Below are 19424 nucleotides of genomic sequence, written 5' to 3' on the forward strand. Positions count from 1 at the left end.
CAAAGTATGATATCTCGTTTACCAGTCATCAAAAAGAACTTTAAAAAGTCATCGTGAACCTTAACCGATCCCATGTCACGAAAAAATTGAATAATATAAACTAAAATTAGCAAAATATTGGATGGACATAGACCATCTGAAAGAAGATCATACAGTATCAGAAAACAAAAGAATATATTCCAACAGAAATCGGCAATATCCTTTCAGATAACATCACAACATTTATGTTACATGATGGTATTAAATCCAGAGTAAAGCTGGCAACTGATTCAGATCTTGGCCAATCTACGGTGAATAGAATTATTAATTCTGAATCTAGTGCAACTGTAGAGAGCATTGATGCAATAGCAAAAAGCTATGGGACGTCAAGCTTATGAATTGTTAATCCCTAAGAATGATAAAAGCACTATTAATTATGATAGAAAAGCTTATTCAAAATTACCTTTAAGTGAAAAAATATCAATTCAAAACTTTTATTGAATTTATTATTTATAAAAATAATCTCGCCAGAAAAAAGTAATATATAAAAAAAGCCACCAGTAACATACTGATGGCTCTTGGTTTTTTAACCTTTATCAACTATTGCTGATAAACGGTATTTTATTCCCACTCAATTATATTCTAGCAACCCAACTAATTGATAAATATGATATATATTTAAATTAGATATCACTAACACCGTCACCGATACCGTCATTATAAAATCTGTCTACTTTTTCATCGGTAAGAATTGAGGAGTTTTTCCTTTGCTTCCAGCTCTGAAATGCAAAGGTTGAGTGTTCTGGTATTTTCATCTGCACGCTGAGCTTCACGCCCATATCGTTCAAGTGTTTCTCGTAGTTGTCGAGAAAGTTCACTGGCTTTGGCTTTCTCAACTCGGCAGGTATTGGCGTTATCGGTACTTGCAACTTCTGTTTTCGAGGTACCGGTTGAGAGCTGCACCCTGTCAAAGTGATTAAGAACACGATCAAGCAAAGCTTCTGTGCGTATCGTATCATGCTGTTGTGCGTCATGATATATCTCCAACCTATTCTGCTGTTCATTGTCTGCTTGTTTACGCAGAACAATATTTGTGGCCACATCCTTTTCATCTAATTGATTACCTACAATCTGTTTATTCATTGCTTGGTTATCAAAATAAATACCGCCAGCAACAAAGCCAGCGGTAAAGGAAACAGCCAAAGCAATTAACGCTATGACGGTTTTATTCATTAACGAACCCCATTGTGCTCTAATGAAAAATGATTACCGTCAGGACGAGTTTTAAAACGCCCGCCCCAACTTCCGCCCAATGATTCCCAATACTCCCCCAGTTCTTTATAGTCGCTGGTGGCTGTAAGGTATTTTCCGTTAGCATCAAATAGGTTGAAATCAACTGCTAAACGTTGAGTATGCAAACTGTTGCTAATACCCGATCCTTTCTTTGCATTTAATTTAGCTTGTTCTTCGGTACGATAAGCCTCACCAAACGTCAGTTTATATCCCTTCTGCTGAGCAAAGGTGATCAACTTTGCAACCATACCTGTAAACGTATTTTGTTTATCGACTAATGACATATTCACCCCTTTATAAACTTAATGACATTGCCTTTACTGACCAGCAACGTTGTGCAGATCAGGATATTGGCAAAGATGTTGTAGATATCAGCGTGATAATTAGGATCAAAGTAAGCGCGAATAGGTACGCTTGAAGAGTAAGCAAGAATGAGGAAAGCTAACCATCCACCTTTTTTACAGTGTTGTCTGCCGTCACGTTTAAAATAGAACACACGTAGAAATATGACGGTACAGATGATGGCATTAACAATAGTGAGCAATGTTTCGCATTTCATTGTTGCCCTCCTTGTTTCGGTATATCAGCCCTTCCATATGCTTTTACGCTTAACTTAACCACAAGCAAAGCGGAAACAAAAGCACCTACGGCATCGATATGTTCGATTTCGTATTGCTCAGGTTTCACACCGAAAAGACCAGTAACAGAAATAAAGATAGTTGCTGCAGGACTAAAGAATATAAGACCACAAACGAAGCTTAGAAAGGCTAATACCGATCTACGTTTAAAGCTATATTCAGTAGCAGCAGTGGTAAAGAAGATGGCTCCCAACAGTGAACCCATAACAACTTCTGCTGGAAGCCCTGCGAAGTAGCCAAGAAAAGCAGTAGTGCCGATCCCAGCTTTTGTGTAGACATCTTCTTGCATGAGTGTAGTACCAGTGATTAATGAGTAATCATGATACTACATAACCAATTAGATAAACAAAAAACCATAAAAGGAAAAATAAATCACATGGAGAACATACCTATATTTAAAGTGAGTCTCATTTATTATCATGTTCCTGTTAGTGAGTTGTCATTTATATTCTAAATATATCTTAAAGTAACTACTGGATGAAATGACGCCACCGTATCACCTGTAAACGATGTTACTTTTACGCTCGTTAAGTCAGGCTTAACACATTTAAAAACCACCTTAGCATCAATTCGTTGATTATAGTTAGTTAATCCAATATATGCAGAATCCCAACCCGTTCCTTTTGCAAAAGACACTAAAGATTTACTTTCGTCAGTTATAAACAGTGCACCATTATCTAATGAGCTTTTAAATACACCTGAAATAGACACCTCAACCAAAGCACCTATACGGAATCCTATATCATCAAAAGATACAATAATATTACCTTGTATTGCGGATTGAGCCTTTTTAAATGATATTACCTGCCCACCGTTATACTTGCCTCCTTCTATCGCCTTTCCTCCCATGGAGTTGGATATATATGTAGGAGTAGGTGTATAAAATGGATCTTCTACGTAAGTATCGCACCATGTATTTGATATTTCGCAACCATAACTAGTGGTGGAATTTAATTGTATCAATCCAGAATGTGCCCCTTTAAATGTTAGATTTTTAAAATGACACCGCTGATTATCACCAGAACCTGTAATTCCAACAATTGCATTGGGGCTTGTGTTCTGAAATACCCAATCTGACATTACAATATCGTGCCATGAGCGACCTATTACCAATGTTTGGCTTGTAAGATAAATTTCATCAGACATTTGAATAAATGCTTGAGTTGGAGGGGATGAATGTGAAGTAAACTCAATTTTTCCACCAAAGTAGGTGTTGTGATTAAAATGCAACCCAGACATAAAGTTGCCAGAATCTCTTTCAAATACTAAACAATATTTTGTTCTATCAATTGAAGCGCCTAGCCAGTTATCTGTTACTGACAAGTCTAAAACTTCATGAATTGACAACGCTCGACCAAAATTATCTATTGTACAGTTATGAATTTTTATACCTTCAGGATACCTACCTTCATTAGCATACGATAATCTTTCGCCTATTGATATTCCTCGGGTTTCTGAAGATGTCGGATTAGTTCCAAAAATAATGCTATTCGTGATGTTACATTCAACATTTTTATGCTGCAAACGTAATCCATTTCTACCATAAAAGAAACAGTTATCTATATTCCACGATCTTCCCCAGTCTGACTGTAAAAACCAATTAAAATTATACAATTTTACACGTTGTAAGTTAAACCTGTTAACATAAACATGAAATCCTTCCCCGCTCCCATACTCTCCCTGCATGTTGCAGAATGTAACTGTACCTGAATCATACTGACTATCTTCAGTCCATTCACCACCAATAATGCTAACTGATTCTATGCCGGCTCCATTAGTTTTTGCATTGAATAAATTACCTATACCTGATGCAACTTTTATTTTCGCACTATCGGCATTTATAGTTGTACCAGACTTTATATTTACCGATTTACCAAGTCTGCAATTACCATCAATAACAACGCTCTTTCCTAATCCTGCAGTTTTGTTTATAGCGGATTGCAAGCACGGCGCACAATCTACATCATTGACAAATAATGCCCCAAATTTTGAAATTGGAGCGCAGGCATCTAGTTGCAATACAGCAATATTACCGTTATTTAATAAATGATCGCTATAACCATCAGGTGTTTCATTGTAGTCGCTTGGAGAAACAATAAGATACGTTGCTCCTCCACCGCTGCTTTTTGAGTGAAATCCTAACGTTGCCACTAACATCCCTGGTGATAAGTCATTCTTTGATTTCATGACGTTAACGTTATTGAATTTCTTTACAATTTCACCGAGGTCACCTCGTAGACTTGCATCACCAACACTAATCCACTTACCTACCCCAATACCTCCTGAATTAACAGGACTTGAATTAACAGGAACACTTTTTGGCAAATCTCCATCCCAGCGATAATATTCTCCATTATTTTCAAAATGAAGAGCCTGATAGCGAGTTGTTATTTCTGCACCTTTTTCAAAAGAATCAACAAGGACATAACCAAGTGAACCAGTTTCAGCAGGATCAAGTAATTGAGGATATCCCTCATTGTCAAATCCAAGTTGTTTATTTCTACGTTGTTCAGCAGATGGTAATGCTGGTATAGCCTTATCCTTTACTCTTAATGTCTTGCTATCAATATATTTAATACTATTATCAACATAGTCTTTATTGGCGCTATCACTACCGAACTTAGGCGGTGCTAAATTTGTAATACGATTGCCTTTGGCGTCATAGTAGTTCGACAAATAGGTAGGCTTACGTAAGCTTAAAGAGAAAGTGCCCAGTGCCTTTTGAATTAACATTGTTAAATAATCAAAAGCATCTTCATGCACTTCAGCAAAGAATTTACCCTGATTACGTAAATCAGTTTCTTGTACAACAGGCAGATCGCGTTCTAATAATATCGTCCATCCTCTGGCTAATGGCTTATTTAAAACCACCTTACCGCCATGATAAGAACCTGCACCAACAATAGTGTAATCAGTACCATTCTTTAATGTAGTTTCATTACCATCGTTGTCAGCAACAACAACAATCAAATGCCTGCTTTCAAAGATACGGAATCGAAAATCAAAATCCGTTGTTACGCCATTACCTACATACTCTTCATGGCTTAATTCAGTAGATACCGTCATTGCACATCTCCTCTGGTGTTAATGAGGATATGATACGTTTAACTATAAAATATATCCATATTTGCAATAATGGTTATTATACAGAAAATTAGATTAACCATTTAGATAAACATTTTAATACATTTACGTTATTATAGTTTGCGTGACCGTTTTCATTAGTGAGGACTTTAGCCATGGAAAAGAAGTATGAATACCCTGCACCAGCTAACTATCCAGATGTAGTGAATACAGATGAAGGGATTGAAAAGTTAATTACAAAATCAAACCTTGAAGCACTTTTAACAAAAATGGGAGACGATGGTCATGATGTATCAGCTCCGCTTGTAGAACTGATAGCAATGAGAAACTTTATAGTTCAAAAGATGAGAGGCAATAAAAATATAATACCGTTGGTGGAATGTATTTTGTTTGAGCTTAAGAAGTAAGGTAAAGCACCGCTTAGACGGTGCTATTTACTCCAAATGGTTAATAAGTAAATAAACAAATTGCAATAACATAACCATTTTGGTAATTTACAACCCCTTATTTATGCGCCATAGTGATATTACATCAGCAAAATCTGATGTCGGGATTGGCGTCCTGAATCTATCTAAACGGCGCATACACCGCGCAAGCGGTTTTTTTGTATGCGAAATACAGCTACACCTATTCAATGGTGGGCTGTGTGGGGGCATCGAAAGATGCGCCAGTATCCGTTTAGGCTGGTACGCCAACCCCATACAGTTCACCACCAGTAATTGGCGTTGCTAGTGGTGATTACCCAAACTAAACGGAGTAATCATTATGACTAATCAGTTTCCTATCAATTTAAATCCTGAAATCGTTGTTAATAATAGAGGTCAAGCTGTTACCTCTTCTCAATCTGTGGCTGCATTCTTTATCAAACGCCACGATGATGTTCTAAAGAAAATACGAAACCTTGATTGCTCACCAGAATTTCATAACCGCAATTTTGCGGAGATGTCCATTAACCTAAAAATAGGCAATGGAGCCATGAGGAAAACACCATTCTTTCAAATGACTAAAAATGGATTTGTATTTTTAGTTATGGGTTTTACTGGAAAGAAAGCAGCTCAATTTAAAGAGGCTTATATTTCCGAATTCGACAGAATGGAAGCCGAACTTGCAGAAGAACGTTATTTATCAATTGGTAATTCAACAGATAAAAAAGACCTCATAGCACTTGTCGATCAACTGCAACGCACCATCCATGAAGGTGAATTTATCCCTGCTGGGCAAGTTGCTAAAGAATATAGTTTTCCTCGCACTCGTAAAAATCGCATCGAATTACTGGATGATTTTATGCGTAATCCAAAGAAAGATGTTTTACACAATCTTCTCACCTACCTAAAAAAAGATGGGCACAACGTTGATGAAGCTGAAAGAACATTACGTTGGGTTCGTGAATTGCTGTTAGAAATGAATGGTGCAATGCAAGAAATACGCACACACCATCAATATGTAGAAAGTTTGATTAGTCGATTATAATCACACTAAGCCCCTTTCGAGGGGCTTTCGGTTGAACAGTTTTACTTTAAGAATTAATCTTCTTGGTTAATGATATTATCTCTTAAAGAAATGTGAGACCGTATGTTTGGATTATTTAGAAAAAAAGAAAAAAATACCTTTGAAGAAGTCCAGCAAATGGCTAATGACCTTGGATTTGTAGTTACAAATGGTGGTCAAGTATTGGCATTTATGGGATTGAAAAGTGACTATAGTAGTTCTGAGGTATTATCTAATCTATTAGTAATACACATTGCTAAACAAATAACAGAACTACCTTTAGATAAATTAATTACTGATAATACAATGCATATGATTGATAATTTTGTTGCCTATATAAACGATAGATATAAAAACCGTCACATAAAAAAAACACATATACGAAAATGATTTCAACGCTATCATCACTATGATTTCTATGGATGAAGACGGTTTTCATCTTGCAAAAAAAAATAGTAGAACAGAACAAGCCAATTAGTTATTCAGCCCTACTATGTGCGTTATAACTATTACTTCATCTGTTCTTCAACCTGATTTAATAATGGTGACAAATAAAACAAGTTTTGGAAAGGTAATAGTTTGCGTACAGATCGCACTTCTCTATCATCAAACTCACCATTAAATACGCCAGATATGATATTTTTAATATCTCCACCCATATCAAAAGTAGGGCCAGCTAAAGACCATATACTATTGCGACTTTGATAACGTGATGCTGGTGGACCACCAAACATGGCACTCATACCATAAGTACCACCGCTAAGGTTTTCAATCATGTTATTCGGCTCACCCAACCAGCCCATCATACCTGACCAGTCTAACCCTTCTTTCACTAAGTTAGCCGGTTCGGTATTAATATCTCGTCCTGCCATTTTAGCCTTGAGGACATAGACTAGGGATCCAAGTGCTACCTGAAGCAATGCTCCATAGTAAAATGATGCATCACCTGATTGTATGCCTGAAACCAACGCTCTATTGTGAGTAGCAAAGAAGAAAGTTTTAAACTGCATCACAATCTTTCCTATTTCGCTACTCATAAATAAAGGTGTATCACCAATGCCCGGTGTGATAACCGTGGTTCTGACATCTTTTAATACCGCAGCTTGGAAAGTTTCACGCACAACACGATCATCCCACAAATGGCTATGCCCTGTTAACATGCCGTCTAAGTCTTCCCCGTGTCGTTTAAACTGATCTGCTATACGCTTTAGCATTGATTCATCAATACCTATATGAGCCAGTTTCTTTATTTCTCGTTTACTTAACGAACCACCAGCATCTAAAGTGTTTGCTGCTTTCAGTACCTTAGATTGAGTAATAAGCCCAGACCACATTTTCATCGTGTCTGTATATTGGTTCATTAATGTGAAGTTACCAAATTTCTGTGATGACCACTGTAAACCACGCTCTAAATAGCTACGTCTGCTATAGGGATCGCTAAGGTCAGCAATCACTTTAGAACGACTGGATAATGCATATTCAAGGCCAATACCCATTTCACGCAAATCGGCCTTAGCAATGCGCATAGCACTGATATCAGTTAGCATCTTACCCAATGGTTTTAACGCACTACGTAAACCGTGTTGCATAATCGGACGAGCCATATCAGGTAACGATGATATTGTCATACCCCCCAATAAACGTAAAAAGTTAACGTGACGAGCCACACGGCCAGCACGAACAAAGAAACTAGAGGGATCTTTAGGCGCGCCATAAGTTCCTAACAGGCGGTCACGCATAGCACGAATATCACGTAAATCAGCCTTTCTTCGTGCTTCTAATCGACTACGTTCTTTAGGTGTGGCTGCATCAGCAATAAGCTGGTTGTATTCCTCTGTAATCGCTTTAATTTGATTATCCATATCAACACGACCAAATTTAGCCGTGAGTTCAATTTCAGGTGCGACTTGGCGAATATAGTTTTCCATCACATAGTTAACATCTGATTCGAGATAGTCTTTAATTCGTTCATCAGGAATGTTTAGCGTTCTATCTTTTGTAAAACCAGCACGTTTAACTAACCCATCAGGGATCAGTTCACTGGGTACAATGCCTGACGGTGCCCCGATAATTTTATTAACGATATCATCTGCTGCGGCATTTAACTCTTCACGCTCTAAAGGTGTCATGCGATTTAATGCTGATTGCCTAATTCTGTCATGGCGAGTTAATGAATTCGCAGTTCGTGTTAAACGACGATGTTCATTTCTAAACTTGCGAGGGTTATCAAGAATATCAACACTACGTTGTAACGCAGGTAATTTATTCTCAGCATCATTAATACGTTGTAACTTTCGTTGTAATGTTGCCTGTCTTCTTGTTTGCGTTTTATTTAGCTTAGCAAGGTTAGATAGTGAATTTAACTCAACTTCTACCGCATTCTTTTCATTAATGATTTTTTGATATTTATTAATATCATCCATCAACAAAGATTTTTTACCTGACCAACTCTCAGCCTCTTTAATCTCAAGCCCTAAACGTTCGGCTTGTGGTGAAGCGTTACGTGCTTTATCAATACCAATTTCAGCACGATCAAGGCTACCTTTAGCTTTATTTATTGAGGTTTGATTAATCTCTTCTAACCAGTCAGCAATGATTTTCTTAAATTCAGTACGATCATTTAAAATTTTGTCGAATTTATAAATACGAGGGAAGTAGCTTTGTGCTGTTGTCACCTTTACACCTTCACGTAAGATCCCTAATTCAACCATTCTATCTTTGGTTGCTTCGACAATAGGTCTAATAGAACGTGCTGCCTCTGCCACTTGTGGTATTGCATGAGTATCACCATTGCGCATAGCATCACCAACAGCCTCACTAAATTGGTAATAGCTCATATCACGGCCACCAGATTGACGATACTGTTTAAAGTGGTCTTTCGTCGATTCTACTTGCTTATAAACAAGTGTTTCATAACCTCTCACTTTTGTTTCAACAGCGGTAAATGTCGCAATACCTTCTTCATTTTTAGCAAAGGTAAAGTTGTTTTCTGTGAGTTGTTGGTTAATTTGGCGCGCTGTTTTAGATGGTGATTGAGCAACACGGCCAACAGGGCTAACCATCATTGTTCTATTAACAAAAGAGGGTCCTTTTAGTGTCTCTTGTTCAAGTGTGGTATTAGCAACTTCCGCAGCACCAATGCTTCGATCACCAGATTGATTGGCTGGTGGATTATTACTTGGTTGAGGTTCAATAATGTCATTTCTAACTTTATTAATTAACTCACCTCGATTTCTAACTAATTGCGCAGCTGAACCTAAGGTTCCACCGATCATGGCATCCAGCGTAACGTTAATCGCACTTTCAGTTAATGTTCGTGTTTCTTGGGTACTATGCAATGCCATTTCAGAAGCTACGCCACCAGCGGTATTTGCCAATGCAAACTTACCCGCGGTTGCACCAACACTACCGCCTTTTACTATTGCACCACCTGGTATCATCATTGCAGCAACATTAATTGGATCAATAACCCCCATAGCTATGCTACTCACAATACCGGCACCGCCTGAATCCATTAATTGCTGTCTATCATTCTTCTCACGATCAATGCGTTGTTTTATTGCAGCGGTTTCTTGAGGAGAGTTTGAATGAATAAAGGCATCGGCATAGTCTTCATAGCCTGAAAGCGTTAATTCATCTTCAAATGGGTTATAGCCTTCTACATCTTCAAATTGATTAAAAGGTGCAGTAGCAATCAAGCTACCCACTGAGTTATCGATACGAAACGCCGCATCACGTAATTCTTTAGTTTGCCTTCTATCATCAAGCGGATTAATAGGGTCATACCAAGACGGTGAAACATTATCACCGTAAGTAGGTTCAGTTTGCTGAACAGCATTAATATCCGCAGATAAAATATCATCAGGTTGTTGTTCGTAAATAGGCATCAGTTTTTATCCCAAGAAAAATAATTATTGAATTTATTTACTCGCTCATTGTGAGCTTCTTTATATTGCTCACGGATACTTTGACGACGTTCATCAAATTCTGAGCGCGATTTATCCAATGCTTCTTCTCGTTCCCTTTTATCCTGTGCTTCTTTAACGCTTTGCTGGCGTTTCTCCATTACCTCTTTATACATCGGTGATGATGACTGTTCTGGCTTAAAGCGAATAGGTAAACCGTTATCTCCCGTATATGGCCGATAAATAGGGATATCATCGCTACCAGTTTGTTTTATCATTATGCCGTAACTGTAATCTCTTGGTGTCACTGCATCAGAGACAATAACGATTTCAGTGCCAGAAGAAGCGCCACCAAATGACTTAGACATTAATTGCTTTTTCTCTTCTTCCCATTGTCCAGCGATCCAGTTACCAGCACCTGATTCATTAATACCGTATACAGCTTCTGGTGCATAACGCATAACTTCTTCACTGCCATTAATATTTGATACTGCCCATGTTCTTTTAATTTGAGCGTTAGTCATTTTCTTGGCTAGTTCTGCATCACCGCCTGTTTCAGCAAAGTTAGCGTCATACAACGTTTGATAGTCACGTAAGTAAGCACCATTTTGAGTGCCAGGCTTACTGACGTTTGGTGAAGAAAATGGTTTATACCAAGGGTAAAAATCATTGATATTAGATTGCGCCGCTTTATCTCTATCCTTGATATATCCTTTATCCCTGATTTGAGAAGCGATCATTTGCTTAGTGCGCTCATCTTGTTCAAATGTCGTCTTAAATGCAGTTTCTACCGCTTTCTCATCAGGCATACCAGCTCGACTTAAACTATATACTTTTGAGTAATACGCCATTGTGCTTGATGGAATATCCGTAGCTGATGCCGGATTGTTATCAAATATCTGCCCATACATTTTCGCGATAGGAAGAACAACTTCAGGATCTTTAGATGTTGCCCCCATATTCAATACAGACTTAACTTGTGATGGGATAATCCCTGTTCTTGCTGTAAGTTCAGCAACGGCATTTAAGCTATTAGCATCACGTAAATTAAAGCTCTGCTGAATATGTTTTTCAAAGTAATCATCTGCTGCCTGCTGATTATTCTTATCGTTAGGATCAAGCGGAAAGTTATTTTGAATGGAAAGCTGTAATCGGTTAGCTGCAAACTGTTTATCTTGTTCCTTGATGTTCCCTTCAACGAACTTACCAAATTTCTCCCAACGTTGAATTTTGCTTTCGTAGTTTGCTTCACCCGTTTGAGGTCTAATTTGTGATAACAAATCTTGCTGTGCTTGTGGAGACATCTCTTTAGCTGCTGACATAAAACCAGCATAACGTTTAGCTTCTTGCATATCGGCAGACATGGCTGAACCTTTGTCATAGCCAAACGCAGAGATTAATTCATCATGAGTAGGCGCATTAGGCGCTTCAAGCCCTCTTTCCCATGCTGCGTAAGAGTCCGCTACACGAGTACCAAGTTGTTGCTGTAACTCACCTTGTTTTTGCTTACGTAGCTGTTCTGCTTGTCGTAAATATTTTGCTTGGTCAGCTTCATCTAAGGCATCGAAAGCGGCAGATCCGGTTAATAGTTTTGGTGCTTCTGATGTCGCTTGTAATTCAACAAAACCAAGTGCTGACTGTATGCCTGTTGCTATCTGCTCATCAGTGTAATTAACACGGTTACGCCCATTTTCCTTATACATTATCGCTGTCGATAAATGCGTTAAGGTATCTAAATTCGTTAAATCTAATGGTTGATTAGGTGCAACACCAAGGTAATCAGATACATACTCAATGTATGCCTGAGTATCATTATTATCTTCTGGTGGTGCCCAGCGATTAATGATCTGCTCTGGTGTAACAAAACCTTGTCGAGCATAAGAAAGTAGATTTTTACCTAATGCTCTAATACCGTGCTCAGGTGTGGCAAACTTAGCAAATGCACCATCATCACCGGTTTGCCCTACCCATTTATTACTAGATATACGAATATTACCTGGGTTGTTGTTTCTAACACCTCTTGTATCACCGTTACTAGGTGTATACATATTCTCTTGCTGTTTATGCAGATTATCAGCGTAAGCAGTAGCATCTTCAGGGTTATCAAAAATCCCTAAGTGCTTACCTGTTTGCTCGTATAACGCAATAGCTTCATCATCAGATAACAGCTTACCATCGTCACTTACGGTAGGTATTAGCACTTCGCCATCATCGGTACCAATAGAAATCGTTCTTACTGTACTAATTGAGCCGTCTTCGTTTTTAACTGTTGGCCTATTGAGTAAATTAATATTTCCCTGTTGGGTCATTCCTTTAACTTTACCAACAGTACCACCATAGAACGCATTATTTCTGGTAGCACCACCAAGGCTTGAAGGTTCTCCATTTCGCTCCAAGAACCCCATATAATCAGCACCGAGTTGGTTTTCAATCGCTTTACGTGCAGTCGCTACTTTGAATTCTTGTTTCTTGGCGAGGATCTGCTCTTCACCCCAACCGTGTGATAATCCAAACTCTTCTATTTGCTGAAACACTTGTTTATGTGCAGAGATATAAGCTTGATTATCGCCGTACATTGATGCGGCAGACTCTGCATTTAATGTTAGCGTTGATTGAAACTGATCCTGTTCATAAGCTTTGATTTGCCCCATCTCATGACGATTCGCTTGTGATGCAAACTGAACACCCATTTCTTGCGCTTGTTGCATAAAGCTTTGTCGCACAATATCGTCAGGTAATGCCGATGATATCTCTCCGGCATAATCACGAAATGACTGTTCGTACTCAGATGCTTTACCAATCGCATTCTTACCTTGCTGTGAAAGTAATCCATTTTGTGGATCGGTCATCAGTTCGTTGGCTTTCTGTCGTAGCTGTAATGCGGCATCTTGCGCCAGTGCAACATTGGCTCTTTGTTTTGCTTCTGCAAATAAACCGACATATTGCTCACCAACACGACCAAAGCCAGCGCCAAAAGCATCAGGTGATGATTGAACAGAAAACCCATTATTTGGTAACTGCTCAGGCATAACCGTTCTATTATCGTATGTAGGTACCTTTGGCATGATTAAAATCCTTTTGGTGCTTTAGAAAATGTCTTACCTGCTTTCGCAGCACCTGAGCCACCACCACCGAATGGACTCCATGTACCACCAGCCAACTGATACGCGCCATAAGCTTGAATAGGGGCTGTTAATAACGTTGTCATTGCACCCATATTGCCTGAGCGTCTTGCCATTTTTGCATTAAGGCGATCATTCTCAGCTTGCATACGATAGCCATACGCTTCACGAGAAGCGTTATTAACCATAGTTAACGCATCAAGCTCACCCATTGCAGCAGTATCACCTAAAATATCTAAAGCCCCAGCAGTGCTTAAATCAATGCCACTGGCTGACATTGTTGCCGCCTGTGTACCCGCTAATTGGCGAGTGCGTCTACGCTGTTCTTGTGCCTGAGCATTGCCTTTATTAATTGCATCAAGTGCAGCATCTTCATTAATTTTTGCGTTTTGATTAGCCACTGATGCTTGAAATTTACCATCGGTATATTGTCCGTATGCTTGCAACGCAGAAGTACCAATTACTGCTGCCGCTAATGTTGTTGGTTCACACATTATTTAGCCCTCAATGTAAAACGATGGAAAGGTAACTGAAGTAAACCTACTGGCTTTGCTTCTTCAATCTGAAACCCCAACCAATGGAGCCACGCCTTAGCAATATGATTACGTTCATCGACATAATTCATCAGTGTTGGGTATTGCCCTAACATCTGTTTTAAGATGGGTTTACAACGCCGTAGAAAGGTTTTCTGGTGTTGCTCTAATAAATCAGTCCCCACTAGCCAAGGGATACCTAAACCAGTAAGTAATGAGCCAGAAGCAACACCAAAAATAGTCACGACTTCATCATTAATAATGCCGGCATAGGCTTTAGTAGAAATAGATAAGCCATGTCGTAATACCTGCTCAGGTGTTTGCATTGACATAGCATAGAACTCATCAACATCAGCTTGTCTTACATGTGGTAATAAACGAACAATATGTTCATGAGTAGCAGGAATAATTTGTACATGATGTTTTTTCATATCAGAAACCACCAGCATCAATACGCGGAATAACAGAGAGCACCGCTAACGGTAACGGATCAACCTGTCTAATAAAGACACGTCCGTTTTTGCTCCAATCTGCATCTAAATTAATTTCAACAATGCCTGTGGCATCATCAACAGGATTGTCGTAAAACTCGAATTGACGTTGAGGATACTCATATAACCGTTCTTTTTCAGTACCAGCCCAAATACCCCGACTACTATTTACAATTAAGCTGGCAACCTTAATAAGTTTCTTCTTATCAAGTAATGTTTCTTGCCCATTAATATGGATATCAAGTGTTTCTAATTCACTGGTAATAGGTAATCCGATATGCACTACGGCTGATGGCGTATCAATTTCCACTGCACCATTGGTGACAATGGCCTGCGGTGAAACATTAGCATCAGAAAGAATATTAACTGTCTTACCTTCAAGATGATTTAAGCCAGCAAAGCGATAGCGGGCTATGCTCCATTCAGTAGTGGGTGTATTTTGTAATGCTGGTGGGATATTGCGATTAGCAGAAATAACCACTTGATTTGCAGATATATATTGAACAATCTTACAGCGAAGCTCTTTATGTTCATTATCTTCAAAATAAGGAATATTGACGGCACTACCGATATCAGAAGCGCTAAAGACTGGATCGCCTGAAACCACTAATGGATAGTTTTCTTGATAGTTCCACTCACCCGCTCCAGCAGTGATGGTTACTGTTTTTACATCATCGGTGTTTCTACCGTCATAACTTAAGCCAGAATCCACAAAGAAAGCATCTTCTGTGCGAGTAAATAAACGGCTAGCCAAGCGCTCTACATACCGAACCTGTTTACCGTTTACTGTGCGCTGAACAATAAAATAGGCTGAATCTTCATTGCCTTCACTGATCGAACACGTTGACTCAAATTTCCCTTCTGTCGATTGTGGCGCCCATGCAAAAACTTGCTGTTCTCTTAAATAGGTTAAAGCCAGCATTAACCCATCGTCACGTATGCACCATGCTATAGAATATGGAACCGTAGTAAATGACCAATCAACAATACGATGACGTTGAAATAGGTGATTTGCCAACATAGTTAAGTCAGTGCCTTGGTACCCATCCACATCAAAGGAGTACGATAAATCACGCACAGCACTACCTTTCTCTTGTACGTAAAGCGCAATGTTCGCAACAGAGATTGGCGGTAAATCACTTGAGCCGTTAGCACCTTGTGATGACATTGAAAAACTGGAAGGTGTAAGTACTTTGTTCTGATCACCCGTGATTTGATATTCACCGCCAGAGGTCAATGCCACCAGCGAACCGACATCAATCAAATGGCGAATTTCATTAACTTGACGACCTGCATACGTGTAGACAATGCGATCATCATCTTGAATAGGATTGTTGCGCCCAAAGTCTTTATAGTCACCGCTACGACTGGCCCATATCGTTTGTGGGTAGGCACGAGAGCCGGCAAAGAATAAACGTTGTTGGTAATAAACAACGGTGCTTGGATAACCATCGATATCATTCCACACTGCACGCGCCCATTTATGGCTTGCATTATCTTCACCAACGGCATTGGATGGAATATAAGAGATCACCTTTCCTGTGGCTGTTTTGCCATCTTCACTAACAGTTTCAATTTTTACGATACCAAAACCACTATGCAAATATTCCCACTGGATCCCTGTATCACCACCCCAACCATCCCAGCTCATTCCTTCAGTATGAGACGGTCTTAGTGTTCCTGTTTTACCGCCACTATTGGCACGATAGTAGTTACTGTCAGCACGGCGTTGATCATTGAGGTTGGTTGTTTTATCTGTTTCCCATACAGGAACCGCATCAATATCACGTTGCTCTAAATAGAACTGCTTACCTATTTGCTCGGTACCAAAAATATCATGCGTAGACGTTAACGTAATTTGCCCCGTGCTTGCACTGGCATAAACTTTCATTGCCTTATCGGTATTGATATCTTCAAAGGGGCCGTTCTTGGTTTCAACGGAGACTAACTTCCAATCATCATGATCGTAACGCTGTAACTCCATTGGTGGATAATCAGTATGAACAATCGTCATAACATCGGCTGATTGCGTATACTTCAAATCAAACAAATCAGCTTCTTTATAAGGTGTAGATAATTCAAACACTTCGCCTTTATGTTCACCATCAGCATAGAGAACCTGCCCACCATCTTTAAATACGCGAATATAACGATCACCAAACTCTAACGCGTAGGTTTGTACGGTGCTGAATTGGAAAGGAATAAGGCGAGACTTCTTATTTTGATACTTTGTTTCAGCAATAAATCGTGTGCCTGGTCTATTCTCAACACCACCATATTGACGAACAATAAAGTTATGGCACTTGCGCAGTGCAGTTGAATACTTCGCAAGATCAACACGACCATATAGGCTTGGTGCAATTTCACCGCCTGAAAAACTAGGTTGAATAAGACTAAATGGCATTATGACAACCTCGCTTGTGTGAATTCATCCATATAATCAGTTGGCTCTGCTGACTCACTTAATGAATGTGCTGCTGCGCTTTTAATAACACCTTGGTAAATTTGTAGTGCTTCACCACCAATACCCGCATTTGATGCCAATGGACGAGCCAATTCAGCAGCTAAACGCCATGCAAGCGCATCTTTAAATAACGCATCAAACATATTGACGTCAGTAATACGTGCAACATACTCAAGCCATGCACTAGGATGATCAGTAAAAATTAATCGACCAGTACCGTTTTCATCTGAACCAACATGAAAATGGATTGCTGTATCTGGTCTACGGTACTTTTGATGAGGTTCGACAATGCCAATGGCTTTTAGGCAATCATTAGGATAGCGATAGGCATACGCCCAATTAGGCGGGGGATTATTTGTATTGGCTAATGCCACCTTTTTAGTCGCAAAGTTCCAAGGAAAATCGGCCAGCACACTATCACGACATTGCGCATAATGAAGGTTGCATTGAACGGCTTCTTTGCTGGCTTCAGTCATACTATTAATCGAACGACTATTGCCAATGCGACTTAATGCAATATTGCAAATTTCAATTTCTGAGGCCATATCATTTATCTCCAATAAAAAAGGGGCTCTCGCCCCCTTTATCATCGGGGGTTAAACCCCTAGTTCTTTCCGCTTTTCATCTATTGCGGTGCGCATTTTATCTGCGCCCATATTGTGATGAGGTGCTTTACCAAATAGCTGGGTATATTGCTCACGAAGCGCATCAAGGCTTGAGTCAATCGCCACACCTGAACCGCTTACAGCAATATTACTTACGCCTTCACCAGTATTATCACCAGCCCCATCAGCCACACTATGAGTATTAAGTCGAGCATCAGCGCCACCAATTAACGCTAAGTTATCGCCAGCTATACCGTCGTACTCAACCTCTTCACCGATTTCAAGTAGACGCCCAGCGATAAATGATTTTTTTAAAACCTTATATCGTGACATGTCACACCTTATTGAGTTACAGCATCGTAAATAGGATGAGCATCAACAGTTAGGTTAATGCCCGCAGTGAACTTACCCGCCGTTAATGGCCCTTCTGCAACAACGTATTGCAGACGCAGGTACTTCAAAACGCCTTGAGGTACTTTCGCCACAATACGTTTACCTGCATTTAAATCAGCAATTGGTATTGCCACAGATTCAAAGATAGATTTAGCATCAGAGAATTTATCGTCTGTCGCGGTTTCTAACTTAATTTGAACCGTCGCTTCACCTGATGCTTTAGCCTGTTCAGTCACTTGTGCAAACAGCTCTAATGGCTCACCAATACCGATATCACGAAATGCACCATGCACTGGCGTTAAGTCGATAATTTGCTTACTTACAGCAGATGCAGTAACCGCCTGATCCAGTGAAAAAAGCGTTTCTTTATCTAAAATCATTTTGACTATCTCCAAATAAATGAAAGTTAGCGGAGCCGTTAAACGACACCGCAATAACTTATTTCACCTGATCTTCAGTCGTTAAGATGGCATCAACACGGCGAACAGGAATTTCATCGAATGAAACAACTTTCTTACCGGCAACTTCTGCCATGGAAATATTGACGTTTTTGCTGTTTTTAATTTGACGACGCATCCAGCTACGAATTTGCTGGTTACAATAAAAAACAGGACGCCCCATAGAGAGATTAGGGATCTTCTCAATTGCTTGAATAAACAAGTCTGGCAAATCGAGTGTGTCCGCTTTTTCTGGATCTTTACCAATTTTGGATAAATCAATATTGGCGATACGGACAACATAACGCCAGTCACGAACTGAGATACCATTTTTCCATTGGAAGTGAGTACGAAAGCCTTGGTATTTACCTTTGTTTTCATCTTCTAAAGTAACTTCACCTAAATGGTTTTGCTCTAAACCTGCTTTAGAACCTTTAGGGAAAATACCGTGAACCGTGTTTTCACCCCATACCACTAACCACACAGAAGTTAAGTTACTGCCAGTACCACCAGCATCAATGATATTGACTGCATTCTTTGCTTTCATATCGTTAAAGCGTGCAGCTAATCCCGTAAAGCGCTGAGGATGAACCGTAGCATCACCATAAATAACCGTTTCAGCCATTTGCTGGTTCATTGACTCTAAGAATGCAATTGATTCAGACAATAGAAATTCATTCTTTTGCCCGTTCAAGTTAGCAAGATCTTTATCAACTTCAGAATAGGTTTCAAGCATACCAATCGCATCAGTAACCTGTGCTGTGGTTGATTTGCTTGGCGGTACACCATAATTAAGCAAACGCCATGTCGCAGATGGTAAACCAGTACGAACGGTTGTACGGTGACCCGTTGGTAAATTACCTTCAACGAAAACCATATCATCAAGAATTTCATTAGACTGATTCAGCAATTCGACGATCTTCGCTTGCTTGCTGTCAGGGCCTTGTCGTTTAGCCCAATCAACGAGAGTTAAAGCAGGCATGTTATTTCCT

18 protein-coding genes are annotated in these 19424 nt (G+C 39.4%); 4 read left to right on the forward strand and 14 right to left on the reverse strand.

Annotation, left to right across the window (positions count from 1 at the left end; translation table 11 throughout):
- Positions 1-224 precede the first annotated feature (224 nt).
- Positions 225-377, forward strand: coding sequence for a helix-turn-helix domain-containing protein (locus BHE89_RS26160; protein WP_286146229.1), 153 nt, complete (start codon positions 225-227; stop codon positions 375-377).
- A 340-nt stretch (positions 378-717) separates the two neighbouring features.
- Here the strand turns inward: BHE89_RS26160 and BHE89_RS16325 are convergent, their stop codons facing one another.
- The 5 genes from BHE89_RS16325 to BHE89_RS16345 form a co-directional block, all read right to left on the reverse strand.
- Positions 718-1212 (reverse strand): hypothetical protein, encoded by a 495-nt coding sequence (locus BHE89_RS16325; protein WP_069368924.1) that lies wholly within the window; start codon positions 1210-1212, stop codon positions 718-720.
- Positions 1212-1556 (reverse strand): M15 family metallopeptidase, encoded by a 345-nt coding sequence (locus BHE89_RS16330; RefSeq protein ID WP_020945794.1) that lies wholly within the window; start codon positions 1554-1556, stop codon positions 1212-1214. Before BHE89_RS16330 ends, BHE89_RS16325 begins: the two co-directional genes overlap by 1 nt.
- 2 nt (positions 1557-1558) lie before the next feature.
- Complete coding sequence (locus BHE89_RS16335; protein ID WP_004243326.1) at positions 1559-1831, reverse strand: phage holin family protein; 273 nt, start codon at positions 1829-1831, stop codon at positions 1559-1561.
- Positions 1828-2199, reverse strand: a complete 372-nt coding sequence (locus BHE89_RS16340) for a putative holin (protein WP_020945795.1) — start codon at positions 2197-2199, stop codon at positions 1828-1830. Before BHE89_RS16340 ends, BHE89_RS16335 begins: the two co-directional genes overlap by 4 nt.
- Positions 2200-2360: 161 nt before the next feature.
- Positions 2361-4976, reverse strand: a complete 2616-nt coding sequence (locus BHE89_RS16345) for a tail fiber/spike domain-containing protein (protein ID WP_069368923.1) — start codon at positions 4974-4976, stop codon at positions 2361-2363.
- Between the two features lie 173 nt (positions 4977-5149).
- Here BHE89_RS16345 and BHE89_RS16350 point away from each other — a divergent pair, with 173 nt between their 5' ends.
- The 3 genes from BHE89_RS16350 to BHE89_RS16365 all read left to right on the forward strand — a co-directional run bounded on the left by BHE89_RS16350 (position 5150) and on the right by BHE89_RS16365 (position 6872).
- Positions 5150-5401: a hypothetical protein gene (locus tag BHE89_RS16350; RefSeq protein ID WP_069368922.1), complete on the forward strand. Its 252-nt coding sequence runs from the start codon at positions 5150-5152 to the stop codon at positions 5399-5401.
- A 358-nt stretch (positions 5402-5759) separates the two neighbouring features.
- Positions 5760-6464 (forward strand): Rha family transcriptional regulator, encoded by a 705-nt coding sequence (locus BHE89_RS16360; protein WP_069368921.1) that lies wholly within the window; start codon positions 5760-5762, stop codon positions 6462-6464.
- A gap of 102 nt (positions 6465-6566) precedes the next feature.
- Positions 6567-6872 carry a hypothetical protein gene (locus BHE89_RS16365; RefSeq protein ID WP_128860634.1) on the forward strand — a complete coding sequence of 102 codons (306 nt, stop codon included), beginning with the start codon at positions 6567-6569 and terminating at the stop codon, positions 6870-6872.
- A 119-nt stretch (positions 6873-6991) separates the two neighbouring features.
- On the opposite strand, the gene BHE89_RS16370 is transcribed toward BHE89_RS16365, so the two are convergent.
- Genes BHE89_RS16370 through BHE89_RS16410 form a run of 9 tightly spaced genes read right to left on the reverse strand, consistent with a single transcriptional unit; the run spans position 6992 to position 19414 of the window.
- Positions 6992-10369: a hypothetical protein gene (locus tag BHE89_RS16370; RefSeq protein ID WP_069368919.1), complete on the reverse strand. Its 3378-nt coding sequence runs from the start codon at positions 10367-10369 to the stop codon at positions 6992-6994.
- Positions 10369-13452 carry a hypothetical protein gene (locus BHE89_RS16375; protein ID WP_069368918.1) on the reverse strand — a complete coding sequence of 1028 codons (3084 nt, stop codon included), beginning with the start codon at positions 13450-13452 and terminating at the stop codon, positions 10369-10371. Before BHE89_RS16375 ends, BHE89_RS16370 begins: the two co-directional genes overlap by 1 nt.
- A 2-nt stretch (positions 13453-13454) precedes the next feature.
- Entirely contained in the window at positions 13455-14003 is a 549-nt protein-coding gene (locus tag BHE89_RS16380) for a hypothetical protein (RefSeq protein ID WP_069368917.1), read from the reverse strand.
- Positions 14003-14473, reverse strand: coding sequence for a hypothetical protein (locus tag BHE89_RS16385; protein ID WP_238601656.1), 471 nt, complete (start codon positions 14471-14473; stop codon positions 14003-14005). The genes BHE89_RS16380 and BHE89_RS16385 overlap by 1 nt, the downstream gene beginning before the upstream one ends.
- Position 14474: 1 nt before the next feature.
- Positions 14475-16937, reverse strand: coding sequence for a phage tail protein (locus BHE89_RS16390; protein WP_069368915.1), 2463 nt, complete (start codon positions 16935-16937; stop codon positions 14475-14477).
- Positions 16937-17542 carry a hypothetical protein gene (locus tag BHE89_RS16395; RefSeq protein ID WP_004243342.1) on the reverse strand — a complete coding sequence of 202 codons (606 nt, stop codon included), beginning with the start codon at positions 17540-17542 and terminating at the stop codon, positions 16937-16939. The genes BHE89_RS16390 and BHE89_RS16395 overlap by 1 nt, the downstream gene beginning before the upstream one ends.
- A gap of 51 nt (positions 17543-17593) precedes the next feature.
- Positions 17594-17935 carry a hypothetical protein gene (locus BHE89_RS16400; protein ID WP_036936189.1) on the reverse strand — a complete coding sequence of 114 codons (342 nt, stop codon included), beginning with the start codon at positions 17933-17935 and terminating at the stop codon, positions 17594-17596.
- Between the two features lie 8 nt (positions 17936-17943).
- Entirely contained in the window at positions 17944-18375 is a 432-nt protein-coding gene (locus BHE89_RS16405; RefSeq protein WP_020945808.1) for a Bbp16 family capsid cement protein, read from the reverse strand.
- Positions 18376-18433: 58 nt separating this feature from the next.
- Positions 18434-19414 carry a major capsid protein gene (locus BHE89_RS16410; RefSeq protein ID WP_004243350.1) on the reverse strand — a complete coding sequence of 327 codons (981 nt, stop codon included), beginning with the start codon at positions 19412-19414 and terminating at the stop codon, positions 18434-18436.
- Between the last annotated feature and the right edge of the window lie 10 nt (positions 19415-19424).

The organism is Shigella sp. FC1967 (genome assembly GCF_001743005.1).
GTDB lineage: Bacteria > Pseudomonadota > Gammaproteobacteria > Enterobacterales > Enterobacteriaceae > Proteus.

Excerpts from the sequence above, each read along its gene's own strand:
- BHE89_RS26160 (WP_286146229.1), top strand. The coding sequence starts at position 225 with ATGTTACATGATGGTATTAAATCCAGAGTAAAGCTGGCAACTGATTCA.
- BHE89_RS16325 (WP_069368924.1), bottom strand. The coding sequence starts at position 1,212 with ATGAATAAAACCGTCATAGCGTTAATTGCTTTGGCTGTTTCCTTTACC.
- BHE89_RS16330 (WP_020945794.1), bottom strand. The coding sequence starts at position 1,556 with ATGTCATTAGTCGATAAACAAAATACGTTTACAGGTATGGTTGCAAAG.
- BHE89_RS16335 (WP_004243326.1), bottom strand. The coding sequence starts at position 1,831 with ATGAAATGCGAAACATTGCTCACTATTGTTAATGCCATCATCTGTACC.
- BHE89_RS16340 (WP_020945795.1), bottom strand. The coding sequence starts at position 2,199 with ATGCAAGAAGATGTCTACACAAAAGCTGGGATCGGCACTACTGCTTTT.
- BHE89_RS16345 (WP_069368923.1), bottom strand. The coding sequence starts at position 4,976 with ATGACGGTATCTACTGAATTAAGCCATGAAGAGTATGTAGGTAATGGC.
- BHE89_RS16350 (WP_069368922.1), top strand. The coding sequence starts at position 5,150 with ATGGAAAAGAAGTATGAATACCCTGCACCAGCTAACTATCCAGATGTA.
- BHE89_RS16360 (WP_069368921.1), top strand. The coding sequence starts at position 5,760 with ATGACTAATCAGTTTCCTATCAATTTAAATCCTGAAATCGTTGTTAAT.
- BHE89_RS16365 (WP_128860634.1), top strand. The coding sequence starts at position 6,567 with ATGTTTGGATTATTTAGAAAAAAAGAAAAAAATACCTTTGAAGAAGTC.
- BHE89_RS16370 (WP_069368919.1), bottom strand. The coding sequence starts at position 10,369 with ATGCCTATTTACGAACAACAACCTGATGATATTTTATCTGCGGATATT.
- BHE89_RS16375 (WP_069368918.1), bottom strand. The coding sequence starts at position 13,452 with ATGCCAAAGGTACCTACATACGATAATAGAACGGTTATGCCTGAGCAG.
- BHE89_RS16380 (WP_069368917.1), bottom strand. The coding sequence starts at position 14,003 with ATGTGTGAACCAACAACATTAGCGGCAGCAGTAATTGGTACTTCTGCG.
- BHE89_RS16385 (WP_238601656.1), bottom strand. The coding sequence starts at position 14,473 with ATGAAAAAACATCATGTACAAATTATTCCTGCTACTCATGAACATATT.
- BHE89_RS16390 (WP_069368915.1), bottom strand. The coding sequence starts at position 16,937 with ATGCCATTTAGTCTTATTCAACCTAGTTTTTCAGGCGGTGAAATTGCA.
- BHE89_RS16395 (WP_004243342.1), bottom strand. The coding sequence starts at position 17,542 with ATGGCCTCAGAAATTGAAATTTGCAATATTGCATTAAGTCGCATTGGC.
- BHE89_RS16400 (WP_036936189.1), bottom strand. The coding sequence starts at position 17,935 with ATGTCACGATATAAGGTTTTAAAAAAATCATTTATCGCTGGGCGTCTA.
- BHE89_RS16405 (WP_020945808.1), bottom strand. The coding sequence starts at position 18,375 with ATGATTTTAGATAAAGAAACGCTTTTTTCACTGGATCAGGCGGTTACT.
- BHE89_RS16410 (WP_004243350.1), bottom strand. The coding sequence starts at position 19,414 with ATGCCTGCTTTAACTCTCGTTGATTGGGCTAAACGACAAGGCCCTGAC.